This window comes from Methylobacterium sp. 275MFSha3.1, from assembly GCF_900108435.1.
In the GTDB taxonomy this organism is placed as follows: Bacteria; Pseudomonadota; Alphaproteobacteria; order Rhizobiales; family Beijerinckiaceae; genus Methylobacterium.
The window spans coordinates 97,134-110,446 of sequence record NZ_FNWP01000005.1 but is presented as its reverse complement, the minus strand read 5'-3'; the positions used below and the strand labels follow the sequence as shown (position 1 = coordinate 110,446).

Genomic DNA, 13,313 nt, shown 5'->3' with positions numbered 1-13,313 from the left:
CAGGCCAAAAGCCATTGGCTGCGAACAGAGCGGAAGCGGATGCGGCCCCCAGGATCGGTCGCCCGAGCGCCAGCTTAAGCCCAAGAGCCGCGGTTCGCGAGGCCGGGGCCCACGGAGGGAACACAGCGATGAACAAGCCGGAATTCCTCGGCGACTCGAAGGTCAAGTCGCCCTTCTCGGCCCGCTACGACAACTTCATCGGCGGCCAGTGGGTCGCCCCCGCGGCCGGCCGCTACTTCGAGAACACCTCGCCGATCACCGGCAAGGTGGTGTGCGAGGTCGCCCGCTCCGACGCCCAGGACGTCGAGAAGGCCCTCGACGCCGCCCACGCCGCCCGGGAGGCCTGGGGCCAGACGGCGCCGGCCGAGCGCGCCCGCATCCTCCTCAAGATGGCCGACCGGATGGAGGAGAATCTCGATCTGCTCGCCCTGGCCGAGACCTGGGACAACGGCAAGCCGATCCGCGAGACGACCCACGCGGACATCCCGCTGGCGATCGACCACTTCCGCTACTTCGCCGGCTGCGTGCGGGCGCAGGAAGGCTCGATCTCCGAGATCGACCACGACACCGTCGCGTACCACTTCCACGAGCCGCTGGGCGTCGTCGGCCAGATCATCCCGTGGAACTTCCCGATCCTGATGGCGGTGTGGAAGCTCGCCCCGGCGCTCGCCGCCGGCAACTGCGTGGTCCTGAAGCCCGCCGAGCAGACCCCTGCCTCGGTGCTGGTGCTGGCCGAGATCGTCGGCGACCTGCTGCCCCCGGGCGTGCTGAACATCGTCAACGGCTTCGGCCTCGAGGCCGGCAAGCCGCTCGCCTCGTCGCCGCGGATCGCCAAGATCGCCTTCACGGGTGAGACGACCACCGGCCGCCTCATCATGCAGTACGCCTCGCAGAACCTGATCCCAGTGACGCTGGAGCTCGGCGGCAAGTCGCCGAACATCTTCTTCGCCGACGTGGCGAACGAGGACGACGACTTCCTCGACAAGGCCCTCGAGGGCTTCACGATGTTCGCCCTCAACCAGGGCGAGGTCTGCACCTGCCCGAGCCGCGCGCTCGTGCACGAGTCGATCTACGACCGGTTCATGGAGCGCGCAGTGAAGCGCGTCGAGGCGATCACCCAGGGCTCGCCGCTGGATCCGGCCACGATGATCGGCGCCCAGGCCTCGGGCGAGCAGATGGAGAAGATCCTCTCCTATATCGACATCGGCCGGCAGGAGGGCGCGCAGTTGCTCACGGGCGGTGAGCGGAACGTCAAGGACGGCGAGTTCGCCGAGGGCTTCTACGTGAAGCCGACCGTGTTCCGCGGCCACAACAAGATGCGCATCTTCCAGGAGGAGATCTTCGGGCCGGTCCTGTCGGTCACGACCTTCAAGGACGATGCCGAGGCGCTCTCCATCGCCAACGACACGCTCTACGGCCTCGGCGCTGGCGTCTGGACCCGCGACGGGACCCGCGCCTACCGCTTCGGCCGGGCGATCCAGGCCGGCCGCGTCTGGACGAACTGCTACCACGCCTACCCGGCCCACGCGGCCTTCGGCGGCTACAAGCAGTCCGGCATCGGCCGCGAGACCCACAAGATGATGCTCGATCACTACCAGCAGACCAAGAACATGCTGGTCAGCTACTCGGCCAAGAAGCTCGGGTTCTTCTGAGTTTCTTCCCGGGTCAACCCCCGAGACAACTTCAGCCCCGGCCGCAAGGCCGGGGCTTTTTCGATCCCGGACCCGGTGACTATGCACTCCGCGCTCCGAAGGGCGCCGCAGTGGAAACCGGCCGGCGCGCACGCATATTCAGGCATCGACCGGGAGGATCGCATGAGTTCGGAGCAGAGTGTGGACGCCAACGTCGCCGAGCAGGCCGGCGCCGACGGGACGCCGCTGCGGGTCACCGCAACCCCGGCGGCCCTCGCGCTGATCGACGAATTGCGGGGCGAGTACGGTCCGGTCATGTTCCACCAGTCGGGTGGCTGCTGCGACGGCTCGTCTCCCATGTGCTATCCCGTCGGCGATTTCCTGGTGAGCGACGGCGACGTCCATCTCGGCACCGTCGGCGGCGCGGACTTCTACATCAGCCGGTCGCAGTTCGAGGTCTGGAAGCACACGCACCTGATCCTCGACGTGGTGCCGGGCCGCGGTGGCATGTTCTCGCTGGAGAACGGGCGGGAGAAGCGCTTCCACATCCGCTCGCGCCTGTTCTCCGAAGCGGAGAACCGGGCGCTCGAGGAGGCGTGCAGGCTCTGACGGCGCGAGCTTCGAGGAAGGGACTGCGATGGCGACCGTGAAACTCTGGTCCGATTCCGAGGTCGAGGCCGACCCGCGCGTCCGCGCGGTCTTCGCCGACATCCGGGCGACCCGCGGATCCGACTTCGTCAACAACTTCTGGCGGGGCCTGGCCAACGATCCGGCACTGCTGGAGCGGACTTGGTCGACGCTCAAGACCGTCATGGGCCTGGGAACCCTCGATCCCCTGACGAAGGAATTGGTCTACATCGCGGTGTCGATCGCGAATGGCTGCCCCTATTGCATCCATTCCCACACCGCGGCGGCACGGGCCAAGGGCTTGACGGAGGCCCAGCACGGCGAGTTCCTGGCGGTCGTCGGGATGGCCAACCAGACGAACGCACTGGTCAACGGCATGCAGATCCCCGTCGATCCCGCCTTCAGAGTGGAGGAAGGTCCATGAGTTCCGCGTCCGGCACGGACAAGCAGGGGTTCCGGGTGGTGCACGAGAGTGCGCCGTTCCGCGGCAAGCAGGGGCACATCTACCGACCGGCCGTCTCGGCCGAGTCCGTGGCTTCGAAGGCGCTGCACATGCAGCTCCTGGAGATCCCGCCCGGGGAGCGGGCCCACGCTCACAAGCACGAATCCCACGAGACGGCGATCTACGTGCTGTCGGGCGTGTCCGGCTGCTTCTGGGGCGAGCGGCTGGAGAACCACGCGATCGCGAGCGCCGGCGAGTTCGTCTACATCGCCGCCGACGTGCCACACCTGCCCTACAACCGCAGCCAGACGGAACCCGTCACCGCGGTGATCGCCCGGACGGACCCGAACGAGCAGGAGAGCGTCGTCCTGCTGCCGCACCTCGAGGCCGGCGTCGACTGGTCGAAGGCCGAGGTCTAGCGGCTCAGCGCTGCTCGATCCGCTCGTTGGCGAGACGCTCCGCCCGGGTGCGCTCGTCGGCCGAGAGACCGGAGAGGGTCTGATCCAGCCACGCGTCGGACAGGCCCTGTCCGGCCGCCGCGAGGTTCCAGGCGGCCGCCTCCACGGGATTCTTGGCGACACCGCGACCCACGGCGTAGAGCCGCGCGACGCGGTTCTGCGCGATGGCGTTGCCGCGCGAGGCCGCATGCAAGAAGTACCGCGCGGCCGCCCGCTCGTCCTTGGTGACGCCGGTGCCGTTGAACAGCAGGATCGCGTACTCGACCTCGCTGGCGAGATCGCCGTTGTCGGCGCCGCGCCGGAACAGCTCCGCGGCCTTCGACGGGTCCTTGGGCACGCCGCGGCCCTGCAGGTAGAGCACGCCGAGGTCGTGCTGGGCCGGGCCGATCTCGGCGTCGGCCGCCTTGCGGAACTGCGCCGCCGCCGCCGCCTCGTCGGCGGTCGCGCCGGTGCCAATCAGGATCAGTCCGAGATTGTAGGCCGCGGTCGGCGAACCTTGGGCCGTCGCCTGCTCGAGCCAGCGCCGCCCGCCCTTCGGGTCCTTCGGCATGCCGCGGCCGTCGAGGGCCATCAACCCGAGGGACGCCATGGCGGAGGCGTCGTTCTGCGCCGCGGCCAGGCGGTACCAGTCGGCCGCCTTCACCGGATCCTGCTTCACGCCGAGGCCCTGATTGTACAGTTCCCCGAGCAGCGTCATGGCGGCGGCGTCCTTGGGATTCGCCTCGATGCGCTTCGTCGCCTCGCGGAAGGCGGTGACGTACTGGCCCTTCTGGTAGGCGCCGTAGGCGAAATCCGGCGGCTGGCTGCCCGGCGGCGGCACGGCGCCCCGCGCGTAGTTCGGCGTGTAGGGGCTCGGCAGCTCCGGCATCGACGCCTTGCCGGTCTGCGCCGCGGGTCCGAGCGAGCCGGGCGCCGCGGTCCGGGCCGGATCGGCCGGCCCCGAGGCCGCCCAGGCCGGCGCCGCCAGCAGCGCGGCCCCGGCGAGAGCAGCCGCCAAGCGAACGTCGCGGCCCCTCACGCCTCGATCTCCCGGACGGCGCGCTGGGCCCGCTCGACCGCGCCGGAATCCTGCATCCAGAGGCCACTCTCGAGGCCGACGAACTCCGCGCCCGTCGCGGCGAGCGGCGCGATCTCGTCGGCGGCGGCCGCCACCGCGATGCAGGGCGTCTCGAAGATCTCGGCCCACCACGCGGCGCGGGCCCGGACCGTCTCCGCCTCGGGCGCGACGCCGTCCGGGTAGAGGCCGCCGAACATCAGGTAGTCGATGCCGGCCTCGCCGGCCTCCATCGCGCCGTGCTTGGTCTCGAGGCCGCCGGCGCCGAGGATGCGCCCGTCCCGGAGCCGGCCGCGCAGGTCCTTCAGGTCGCGCGGCTTGTCGATGTGGATGCCGTCGGCCCCGCCGCGGATCGCCACCGTGGCGAGGTCGCCGGTGAAGCCCGGGCAGGCGACGACCAGCGCCGCGCCGCGCTCTTGCACGATCGGGGCGACCGACTTGACGCGGGCCGTCAGCCCGCGCTCGTCGGTGGCGGCGAGCCGCAGGATCACGGCGGCGACGTCGCCGGCTTCGCAGGCGGCCTTCAGGGCCGTCACGAAATCCGCGATGCCCTCCGCGTCGAGACCGTGCGGTCCGAGCAGGGCGAGACGGGCGCTGTTGCTCATGGAAACCGAGAACTCGCGCCTACTGCGGGCCGATCTTCGGGTCGAGGGCGCCGCTGGCGTAGCGCTTGGCCATCTCGGCGACGGAGATCGGGCGGAGCTTCGAGCCTTTCCCGGCGGTGTTGAACTCCTCGAAGCGCTGCTTGCAGAGCTTCGTCATCGCCTCCATGGCGGGCTTCAGGTACTTGCGCGGGTCGAACTCGGAGGGGTTCTCGGTGAGCACCTTCCGGATCTGGCCGGTCATCGCCATGCGGTTGTCGGTGTCGATGTTGATCTTGCGCACACCGTGCTTGATGCCGCGCTGGATCTCCTCGACCGGGACGCCCCAGGTCGGCTTCATCTGGCCGCCGTACTGGTTGATGATGTCCTGTAGGTCCTGCGGCACCGAGGAGGAGCCGTGCATGACGAGGTGGGTCGTCGGCAGGCGGCGGTGGATCTCCTCGATCACGTTCATCGCCAGCACCTCGCCGTCGGGCTTGCGGGTGAACTTGTAGGCGCCGTGGCTCGTGCCCATGGCGACCGCCAGCGCGTCCACCTTGGTCGCCTCGACGAACTTCACCGCCTCGTCCGGGTCGGTCAGGAGCTGGTCGTGGCTGAGGGTGCCCTCGGCGCCGTGGCCGTCCTCGGCCTCGCCCTGGCCGCTCTCCAGCGAGCCGAGCACGCCCAGCTCGCCCTCGACCGAGACGCCGGCCCAATGGGCCATCTTGGTGACGTTGCGGGTGATCTCGACGTTGTAGTTGTAATCGGCCGGGGTCTTGCCGTCGGCCTTCAGCGAGCCGTCCATCATCACCGAGGTGAAGCCGTACTGGATGGCGGTGGCGCAGGTGGCTTCGTTGTTGCCGTGGTCGAGATGCATGCAGACCGGGATGTGCGGGTAGATCTCGACGAGGCCGTCGATCAGCTTCGCGAGCACGACGTCGTTGGCGTACGCGCGGGCGCCGCGGCTCGCTTGGAGGATCACCGGCGAGTCGGTGGCGTCGGCGGCCGCCATGATGGCGAGCCCCTGCTCCATGTTGTTCAGGTTGAAGGCGGGCACGCCGTACTCGTACTCAGCGGCGTGATCGAGGAGCTGCCGGAGGGTGATGCGTGCCATCGTGCGTGTCTTCCCGTTTCCCGTTTCGTCGTCCGCCCGATCGCCGGAGTTGCCGTCAGGCCCTCAGCTGAGCTGTATCGTGTCGCTCTGCCGAGTGCCTTGCTTTCGGTCAATCTCCGACGCGGCGCAGGGCATTCTTTCGGCGGATGATCGGCACCTGGACCGGTTCTCCAGGGCAACGACGGCCTCCGCGATCGCGCTGACACGCGCGTCGAAGCCGCCCGCCATAGCCGGCATCGCCACGCGCGCCCGGATGCCCTTCAGGATCTCGAAGGTCGCGTTCGCCACGTCGTCACCGATCGACTCGGCCCCCCAGCCGATGAAGGCCGGTCCAGTAGATAGGGCTCGGTCGGAGGGCGAGGAGAGCAAGGCGGCTTTCTCAGCCCTTCGCCCGCAGCGCCTCGACGCCCGGGAGGGCCTTGCCTTCCAGCCACTCGAGGAAGGCACCGCCGGCGGTCGAGACGTAGGTGAAGTCTTGCGCCACGCCGGCATGGTTGAGTGCGGCCACCGTGTCGCCACCGCCCGCCACCGAGACGAGCTGGCCGGCCTTGGTCTGGGACGCCGCGTGCTTGGCGGCGGCCACGGTCGCGGCGTCGAACGGGGCGAGCTCGAAGGCGCCCAGCGGGCCGTTCCACACCAGGGTCTTGGCCCCGTCGATGGCCGCGTTGATTTCGGCGACCGAGCGCGGACCGGCGTCGAGGATCATGCTCGCGTCCGGCACGGCATCGACCGGCACGGTCTCGTGCGGGGCCTGCGCCTTGAATTCGGTCGCGGCGACGGCATCGACCGGCAGGATGATCCGGCAGCCGGCCTTCTCTGCCGCCGCCAGGATGCGCGTGGCGGTCTCTGCGAGATCCTTCTCGCAGAGGGACTTGCCCACCGCCTTGCCCTGCGCGTGCAGGAAGGTGTTGGCCATGCCGCCGCCGATCACCAGCATGTCGACCTTGGCGACGAGGTTCTCGAGGAGGTCGATCTTCGAGGAGACCTTGGCGCCGCCGACCAGCGCGATCACCGGGCGCTGGGGCGATTCCAGGCCCTTGGTCAGCGCGTCGAGTTCGGCCTGCATCTCGCGGCCCGCGTAGGCCGGCAGCCGGTGCGCCAGACCCTCGGTGGAGGCGTGCGCGCGGTGAGCCGCCGAGAAGGCCTCGTTGACGTAGACGTCGCCGTTCGCCGCCAGGGCGTCCGCGAAGGCCGCGTCGTTCTTCTCCTCGCCCGCGTGGTAGCGGGTGTTCTCGAGCAGGAGGACATCGCCGTCCTTCAGGGCCGCCACCGCCTGCGCGGCCGCGTCGCCGACGCAGTCCGCCGCGAACGCGACGCTGCGCCCCAGGGCCGCGCCGAGGGCGGGGACCACCGGCTCCAGCGAATCCTTCGGCTCGCGCTTGCCCTTCGGGCGGCCGAAATGGGCGAGCAGGATCACCTTGGCACCCTGCTCGGCGACCTCGCGGATCGTCGGCGCCACGCGCTCGATGCGGGTCGCGTCGGTCACCCGCCCGTTCTCCATGGGCACGTTCAGGTCGACGCGCATGAGGACCCGCTTACCCTTGAGGGAGCCGGCATCGTCGAGGGTGCGGAAGGCGCTCATGCGGTCTGGTGCGGTCCTGTTCGGGGCGGGGCGGTTACTGCGCGGTGGTACCGATGGTGGCCCGCTGCGGCAGTAGGCGGTCGAGGTTGAGCCGCTGGACGGCGACCATCAGGACCACGGTCAGGATGGCGGTGATCACGGCGGTGAGGACGAGGGCGCCGGTCCCGGGCAGGCGCCGGGTGCGCTCGGCGAGGCCGCGCATCTCCGTGCGGAGCGCTGCGAGGTCGGACTGGCGCGCGGACTCGTTCATCCGGTTCGCGGCGTTCTCGACCTTGTCCTCGACGCGGGACAGCAGCGCCTCGGAGCGGGCGTACTTGTCCTCAATGCGCGAGCACTTGTCCTCGATGCGCGCGAGCTGATCGAAGAGCTGGTTGGCCGGGAGCGCGTGGGACGGGAGCGCGGAGGCGGCGGGTGCGGCGGTCGCCACGGGAGGTGGTGCGGTCTGGGTGGTGGGCGGCGGCGGAGCCGGCCTGGGGGCGGGCGGCACGGCAGCCGGCCCGCTCGACGTGCCCTGCGAAGCGTCGGTCATCCCTGGAGAGTCCCTGGTTCGAAGAAAGGCCGTCCGAAGAGAGGTGCGGCCGCCGGCCTCAAGGGAGGCGGCGACCGCTCAAGTCCGGCTCAGATGAGCTTGGCCATCGCCACGGCCGTGTCGGCCATGCGGTTCGAGAAGCCCCACTCGTTGTCGTACCAGGTCAGGATGCGCACCAGCACGCCGTCCATGACCTTGGTCTGATCGAGGTGGAAGGTCGACGAGTGCGGATCGTGGTTGAAGTCGATCGAGACGTTCGGCCGGTCGGTGACGCCGAGGACGCCCTTGAGCGGGCCGGAGGCGGCCGCCTTGATGGCGTCGTTGATCTCCTGGGCCGTGGTCGCGCGCTTGGCCGTAAACACGAGGTCGACCGCCGAGACGTTCGGGGTCGGCACGCGGATCGCGGTGCCGTCGAGCTTGCCCTTCAGCTCCGGGAGCACGAGGCCGACGGCCTTGGCGGCGCCGGTCGAGGTCGGGATCATCGAGAGCGCCGCGGCGCGGGCCCGGTAGAGATCCTTGTGCATCTGGTCCAGCGAGGGCTGGTCGTTGGTGTAGGAGTGGATCGTGGTCATGAAGCCGCGCTCGATGCCGACGGCCTCGTCCAGAACCTTCGCCACCGGGGCGAGGCAGTTCGTGGTGCAGGAGGCGTTCGAGACGACGTGGTGCTCGCCCGTGAGCTTGTCGTGGTTGACGCCGTAGACCACCGTCAGGTCGGCGCCGTCGGCCGGGGCCGAGACGAGAACGCGCTTGGCGCCGGCGTCGAGATGGGCCTTCGCCTTGTCCTTCGAGGTGAAGATACCGGTGCATTCCAGGGCGATGTCGACGCCGAGGTCGCGGTGCGGCAGCTCGGCCGGGTTGCGCACGGCCGTGACCTTGATGCGCTTGCCGTTGACCACGAGGAACTCGCCGTCGACCGCGACCTCGCCGGGGAAGCGGCCGTGCACGGAATCGTAGCGGAGCAGGTGGGCGTTGGTCTCCACCGGGCCGAGATCGTTGATCGCCACGACCTCGATGTCGCTGCGGCCGGCTTCCGCGATCGCGCGCAGGACGTTGCGGCCGATGCGCCCGAACCCGTTGATGGCAACCTTCGTCACGGCGTGACTCCTTCCTGATGCGGCTCGCCGCGCGCCGGACCTCAGGGGGGCGGTCCGCGGAGCGGTCTCGGCGGCCCGCCATACCGTCCGGGCCGGGCCGGGCGGGATCTGGGCGGGCGGGTTTGAACCTGCGATGAACCGGACCGGGAGAGGCCGGGCTTCCACGCCCGTGACCGTCAATTCGGACGGTGCTGGCTGAGGCCTCGGAACTGTCGCGGACCGGCCCTCCGGCATGTCTCGCGCGGTCCCTCTCGGGATCGCGCGGCTGTCTAGCATGGAGCCTCGACCTGTCAAACGCGTGGCTGTGACAAAGACCTTCGATCCACCGACCAATAAACAGGGATCGCGACGATCCATTCGATCAGCGACCGGATCGGGGATCGAACGCGTTTTCGCGCTGGAATTTCGCCTGCATTCGACGGAAAGCTTCGCGTCGGGGTAGACGAAGAACCATGGCCGACGAGACCGAGACCCGTTCCATCGACGACGCCCTCAACCGGCTCGAAGCGGCGATCAACCGCCTCGACGCCGTCGTCCAGCATCGCCTCGAGACCGACGCGCAGCCCGACGACCGGGACGCGGAACTCGCCCTGATGGACGAGGACCGGGCCCGGCTCGCCGCCGCCCTGGACACGGCGAGCGCCCGCCTCGCCACGGTCTCGGCGACGACCGGGGAGGTCGGCCACCGGCTCGACCGGGCCATCGAGACCGTTCAGGATGTGCTCGGACGCGCCTGACACCAACGCTCAAGCCTGTCGGAGCGACCACCGGAGCGATCCTTGCCGCAGATCAACGTGACCATCGACGGCCGCAGCTACCGCATGGCCTGCGGCGAGGGTGAGGAGGCGCATCTCACCGGTCTCGCCGCCCTCCTCGACGGGCGCATCGGCGAGATGCGCAAGAGCTTCGGTGAGATCGGCGATATGCGCCTGCAGGTCATGGCGGCGCTGACCATCGCCGACGAACTCGCGGAACTGCGGTCGCGGATCGCGTCGCTGGAGAGCAGCGTGGCGGAGCTGCGCGCCGCCGCCGAGACCGCGGAGCGCGGGCGGGTCGACGATGCCGAGCGGGCGGCGTTCGGGATCGGCCGGGCGGCCGAGCATATCGGGCGGCTCGCCGACGCCCTCGGCGGATCGGCGCCGCGGGCCTGACCCTCTTCGCGCGGGCGGACAGCGCGAGGCCGGACGTCCTCAAGAAGCCGTGGCAGGCCGCGCGCGACGCTCCTAGAAGGGCTCCGCGTCGAACCGGGTCCGCGCCGCCCGGATTGCGCCGTGACGCTCCTCCGCCCATTGCACGAGGCGCGCCAGCGGCTCGAGCAAGGCGGCCCCGAGATCCGTGAGCCGGTACTCGACGCTGGGCGGCTTCGTCGGGAACACGGTCCGCGCGACGAAACCGTCCCGCTCCAGGTCCCGGAGCGTCTGCGTCAGCATCCGCTTCGAGATGTCGGGCAGCGTCCGGAGGAGGGCGCTGAACCGGTGCGGCCCGTCGGCCAGGGCGATCAGGAGCAGCATCGACCACTTGTCGCCGACCCGATCCAGCACGTCCCGCACCGGGCACGCCGCCGGATCGAGGGTTCCGGCCTGCCAGGCCGCGTACTTGGCCGCCAGCTCGGCGCGGGCGAGCGGCACCGCGGTTTCCTCCGAGTAACCTGGTCCCAAAATCCTGCCTCCTTCACCGCGCTGGCGGTCTCATCTAGTGACCTTGCTCCGATATTGAACCATGAGGAGCGAGCATGAGCCCGACCAGTCAGCCGACCTACTTCGTGACCGGCGCCACGGGCCAACTCGGCCGCCAAGTCGTCGCGGCGCTCCTTCAGCGCGTACCGGCCAGCGCGGTGGTGGCCGGCGCGCGCGACACCGAAGGCGAGGCTGCACGGAGCCTGCGAAGGCTCGGCGTCGCGGTCCGACGGGCCGACTACGCGGACCCGACGAGCCTGGACGCGGCGCTCGAGGGCATCCAGCGACTCCTGCTAATCTCGTCCAGCGAGATCGGCCGGCGCGTGGCGCAGCATCGCAACGTCATCGACAGCGCCAAGCGGGTCGGTGTCGGCCTGATCGCCTACACGAGCGTCCTGCACGCCGACACGTCGGCCCTCGCCCTGGCCGAGGAGCATCGCCGGACCGAGCGGCTGCTCGAATCCTCCGGCGTGCCGTTCGTCCTGCTGCGCAACGGCTGGTACACGGAGAACTACGCCGCCGGGATCGCGTCGGCGCTCGCCCACGGCGCCGCCCTCGGCTGCGCGAGCGACGGGCGCATCGCCTCGGCCGCGCGCGCCGACTACGCCGCGGCGGCAGCCTCGGTCCTCACCGCCGACGGGCAGAGTGGCCGCATCTACGAGCTGGCGGGCGACGAGGCCTACACGCTGACCGAGTTCGCCGCTGCGATCTCTGCCGCCGCGAGCAGGCCGGTCGCGTACCGCGATCTGCCGCAGGCCGAGTACCGCGCGGCGCTGGTGGCCGCCGGCCTGCCGGAGGATCTCGCAGCGCTGCTCGCCGACTCGGACGCGGCCGCGGCCCGCGGCGCCCTCAACGACGACACGCGTCAGCTGAGCGCGCTGATCGGCAGGCCGACGACGCCCTACCGGTCCACGGTGCGCGACGCCGTCGCACGGCTCTGAACCCGCGCCGGCCCGTCACTCCGTCTCGGCGATGTAGCGCCCCAGCGCCGCCGCGGCCCGGAGCATGTGGGCGCGCATGCGACGGGCGGCCGTCTCGCCGTCCCCCTCGGCGATGGCCGACAGGATCTCGCCGTGCTCCTCCCGCGAGCGGCGGATCCGGTCGGCGTGGCGGAGCTGCGTGCGCCGGAACGCGGCCAGCCGCTCGCGGATCGCCAGAGCCTGCTCGGCCATGAAGCCGTTGTGCGTCGCCGTGTAGAGTGCCTCGTGGAAGGCGCGGTTGAATCGGTCGTAGGCGTCGACGTCGCCCGCCTCGACCGCCTTGGCGGATTCTTCGTGGAGCTCCATCAGCTCGCCGCGCTCGAGGGGCGTCATCCGGTAGGTGGCCAGCCGGGCGCACATCGCCTCGATCTCGGCGGTCGTCTCGAACATGTCGGCGATCCGCTGCGGCGTCAGGCGCGCCACCACCACGCCCCGCCGGGGCCGGATCTCCACGAGGCCCGAGGCCGCGAGCTGGCGCAGCGCCTCACGGACGGGCGTGCGCGATGCGCCGTAGCGATCGGCGAGGTTCTGCTCGTCGAGGGCCGTGCCGGCCGCGATCGTCCCCGACGCGATGGCGTCGGTGAGCGCGTCGCGGATCCGGTCCGAGAGCAGCCCGCTGTCGATCTTCTGGAAGTCGCCGTGCATCCGCCGTTCCTCGAGCGTCCCGTGAGCGGCGCCTGCCCGTCCTCGGGAAGACGATGCGGGACCATACCCTAATCCGCGCGTGCGGATCCGCTGTTCGGCCGGGAAGCCGGTGAGCCGACGCGTCAGCCGACCAGGGCCCGCACCGTCAGGAACAGGATCGAGGGTCCGACGAGGCAACCGATGCCGGTGTGGAACGTCGCCGTCAGTGCGCCGTAGGGTACGAGCTTCGGATCCGTCGCCGCGAGGCCCCCGGCGACTCCGCTGACCGTACCCATCAGGCCGCCATACGCCATGGCCGAGCGCGGGTTGTCGAGGCCGATCAGCCGGGCGACCAGGGGCGTTCCGACCATCACCATCACCGCCTTGGTCACTCCGGTGGCGATGGACAGCGCCATCACGGTGGAATCCGCGCCGATCGCCGCGCCGGTGACGGGCCCGACGATGTAGGTGATCGCCCCGGCGCCGATCGTCGTGATCGAGACCGCGTCGTGATAGCCGAAAGCCACAGCGGTCAGGGTGCCGACGATGAACGGCAGGATCGTGCCCAGCGCCAGCGCCAGGACACCCAGTAGGCCCGCGCGCCTCGCCTCGATCACGTCGACCTCGAAGGCGGTGGCGACGATGGCGAAGTCGCGCAGCATCGCCCCGCCCATGAGGCCGATCCCGGCGAGCGCCGGGATGTCGGCGAGGCCCTTCTTCCCGCCCGTGTAGAGCCCGCCGACATAGGCGAGCACCAGACCGAGCACGATCGCGATCGCGGAGCCGTGGACCCGGCCGTTGGTCAGGTGCTTGGCGGCGAAGTTCGAGACCAGGATCAGCGCGCCGACCACCGCGAAGGCGGCCACGAGGCTCTGCTCGACTAAGACGTGCTCGATGCCGTGCCAGATGTCGTGTCCCATG

General features: G+C 70.4%; 17 protein-coding genes. 7 read left to right on the top strand and 10 right to left on the bottom strand.

Going from position 1 to position 13,313, the window contains the following annotated elements:
• Positions 1–128 precede the first annotated feature (128 nt).
• From adh to BLW78_RS06885, 4 genes are all read left to right on the top strand, one after another.
• Positions 129–1,652, top strand: coding sequence for an aldehyde dehydrogenase (gene adh / locus BLW78_RS06900; RefSeq protein ID WP_020091519.1), 1,524 nt, complete (start codon positions 129–131; stop codon positions 1,650–1,652).
• A gap of 162 nt (positions 1,653–1,814) precedes the next feature.
• Entirely contained in the window at positions 1,815–2,240 is a 426-nt protein-coding gene (locus BLW78_RS06895) for a DUF779 domain-containing protein (RefSeq protein ID WP_026604679.1), read from the top strand.
• Between the two features lie 28 nt (positions 2,241–2,268).
• A complete protein-coding gene (locus BLW78_RS06890; RefSeq protein ID WP_091677924.1) occupies positions 2,269–2,682 on the top strand; it encodes a carboxymuconolactone decarboxylase family protein in 414 nt (137 codons plus the stop codon).
• Positions 2,679–3,119: a cupin domain-containing protein gene (locus tag BLW78_RS06885; protein WP_091677922.1), complete on the top strand. Its 441-nt coding sequence runs from the start codon at positions 2,679–2,681 to the stop codon at positions 3,117–3,119. Before BLW78_RS06890 ends, BLW78_RS06885 begins: the two co-directional genes overlap by 4 nt.
• 4 nt (positions 3,120–3,123) lie before the next feature.
• Here BLW78_RS06885 and BLW78_RS06880 read toward each other — a convergent pair whose 3' ends face one another.
• The 7 genes from BLW78_RS06880 to gap form a co-directional block, all read right to left on the bottom strand.
• Entirely contained in the window at positions 3,124–4,155 is a 1,032-nt protein-coding gene (locus tag BLW78_RS06880) for a tetratricopeptide repeat protein (protein ID WP_020091524.1), read from the bottom strand.
• Positions 4,156–4,172: 17 nt separating this feature from the next.
• Positions 4,173–4,817 (bottom strand): thiamine phosphate synthase, encoded by a 645-nt coding sequence (locus BLW78_RS06875; RefSeq protein WP_091677919.1) that lies wholly within the window; start codon positions 4,815–4,817, stop codon positions 4,173–4,175.
• Positions 4,818–4,836: 19 nt separating this feature from the next.
• Complete coding sequence (gene fba, locus BLW78_RS06870) at positions 4,837–5,907, bottom strand: class II fructose-bisphosphate aldolase (RefSeq protein ID WP_020091526.1); 1,071 nt, start codon at positions 5,905–5,907, stop codon at positions 4,837–4,839.
• Between the two features lie 63 nt (positions 5,908–5,970).
• Positions 5,971–6,195, bottom strand: a complete 225-nt coding sequence (locus BLW78_RS06865) for a hypothetical protein (protein WP_139307679.1) — start codon at positions 6,193–6,195, stop codon at positions 5,971–5,973.
• A gap of 91 nt (positions 6,196–6,286) precedes the next feature.
• Positions 6,287–7,489, bottom strand: coding sequence for a phosphoglycerate kinase (locus BLW78_RS06860; protein WP_091677914.1), 1,203 nt, complete (start codon positions 7,487–7,489; stop codon positions 6,287–6,289).
• 34 nt (positions 7,490–7,523) lie between these two features.
• Positions 7,524–8,018, bottom strand: coding sequence for a hypothetical protein (locus BLW78_RS06855; RefSeq protein ID WP_026604681.1), 495 nt, complete (start codon positions 8,016–8,018; stop codon positions 7,524–7,526).
• A gap of 89 nt (positions 8,019–8,107) precedes the next feature.
• Complete coding sequence (gap, locus tag BLW78_RS06850; RefSeq protein ID WP_091677911.1) at positions 8,108–9,112, bottom strand: type I glyceraldehyde-3-phosphate dehydrogenase; 1,005 nt, start codon at positions 9,110–9,112, stop codon at positions 8,108–8,110.
• Between the two features lie 452 nt (positions 9,113–9,564).
• Between gap and BLW78_RS06845 the strand changes: the two genes are divergently transcribed.
• Both BLW78_RS06845 and BLW78_RS06840 read left to right on the top strand, forming a co-directional pair.
• A complete protein-coding gene (locus BLW78_RS06845) occupies positions 9,565–9,849 on the top strand; it encodes a DUF4164 domain-containing protein (protein WP_091677909.1) in 285 nt (94 codons plus the stop codon).
• 42 nt (positions 9,850–9,891) lie between these two features.
• On the top strand, positions 9,892–10,263 hold the full coding sequence (locus BLW78_RS06840) for a cell division protein ZapA (RefSeq protein WP_020091531.1): 372 nt from the start codon (positions 9,892–9,894) through the stop codon (positions 10,261–10,263).
• A 72-nt stretch (positions 10,264–10,335) separates the two neighbouring features.
• Here BLW78_RS06840 and BLW78_RS06835 read toward each other — a convergent pair whose 3' ends face one another.
• Positions 10,336–10,770 (bottom strand): winged helix-turn-helix transcriptional regulator, encoded by a 435-nt coding sequence (locus BLW78_RS06835; RefSeq protein WP_091677906.1) that lies wholly within the window; start codon positions 10,768–10,770, stop codon positions 10,336–10,338.
• Between the two features lie 74 nt (positions 10,771–10,844).
• On the opposite strand from BLW78_RS06835, the gene BLW78_RS06830 reads away from it, so the two are divergent.
• On the top strand, positions 10,845–11,729 hold the full coding sequence (locus BLW78_RS06830; protein WP_091677902.1) for an NmrA family NAD(P)-binding protein: 885 nt from the start codon (positions 10,845–10,847) through the stop codon (positions 11,727–11,729).
• Positions 11,730–11,744: 15 nt separating this feature from the next.
• Here the strand turns inward: BLW78_RS06830 and BLW78_RS06825 are convergent, their stop codons facing one another.
• The gene (locus tag BLW78_RS06825; protein WP_020091534.1) at positions 11,745–12,413 is read right to left on the bottom strand and encodes a GntR family transcriptional regulator; all 669 of its coding nucleotides are present in this window, start codon (positions 12,411–12,413) and stop codon (positions 11,745–11,747) included.
• A 122-nt stretch (positions 12,414–12,535) separates the two neighbouring features.
• Positions 12,536–13,300, bottom strand: coding sequence for a malonate transporter subunit MadM (gene madM, locus BLW78_RS06820; RefSeq protein ID WP_091678279.1), 765 nt, complete (start codon positions 13,298–13,300; stop codon positions 12,536–12,538).
• Positions 13,301–13,313: the final 13 nt, after the last annotated feature.

Bases quoted from the DNA above. Each gene is read 5' to 3' on its own strand.
- BLW78_RS06860 (WP_091677914.1), bottom strand. From the start codon at position 7,489: ATGAGCGCCTTCCGCACCCTCGACGATGCCGGCTCCCTCAAGGGTAAG.
- adh (WP_020091519.1), top strand. From the start codon at position 129: ATGAACAAGCCGGAATTCCTCGGCGACTCGAAGGTCAAGTCGCCCTTC.
- BLW78_RS06875 (WP_091677919.1), bottom strand. From the start codon at position 4,817: ATGAGCAACAGCGCCCGTCTCGCCCTGCTCGGACCGCACGGTCTCGAC.
- BLW78_RS06825 (WP_020091534.1), bottom strand. From the start codon at position 12,413: ATGCACGGCGACTTCCAGAAGATCGACAGCGGGCTGCTCTCGGACCGG.
- BLW78_RS06895 (WP_026604679.1), top strand. From the start codon at position 1,815: ATGAGTTCGGAGCAGAGTGTGGACGCCAACGTCGCCGAGCAGGCCGGC.
- BLW78_RS06845 (WP_091677909.1), top strand. From the start codon at position 9,565: ATGGCCGACGAGACCGAGACCCGTTCCATCGACGACGCCCTCAACCGG.
- BLW78_RS06885 (WP_091677922.1), top strand. From the start codon at position 2,679: ATGAGTTCCGCGTCCGGCACGGACAAGCAGGGGTTCCGGGTGGTGCAC.
- BLW78_RS06890 (WP_091677924.1), top strand. From the start codon at position 2,269: ATGGCGACCGTGAAACTCTGGTCCGATTCCGAGGTCGAGGCCGACCCG.
- BLW78_RS06830 (WP_091677902.1), top strand. From the start codon at position 10,845: ATGAGCCCGACCAGTCAGCCGACCTACTTCGTGACCGGCGCCACGGGC.
- fba (WP_020091526.1), bottom strand. From the start codon at position 5,907: ATGGCACGCATCACCCTCCGGCAGCTCCTCGATCACGCCGCTGAGTAC.
- BLW78_RS06855 (WP_026604681.1), bottom strand. From the start codon at position 8,018: ATGACCGACGCTTCGCAGGGCACGTCGAGCGGGCCGGCTGCCGTGCCG.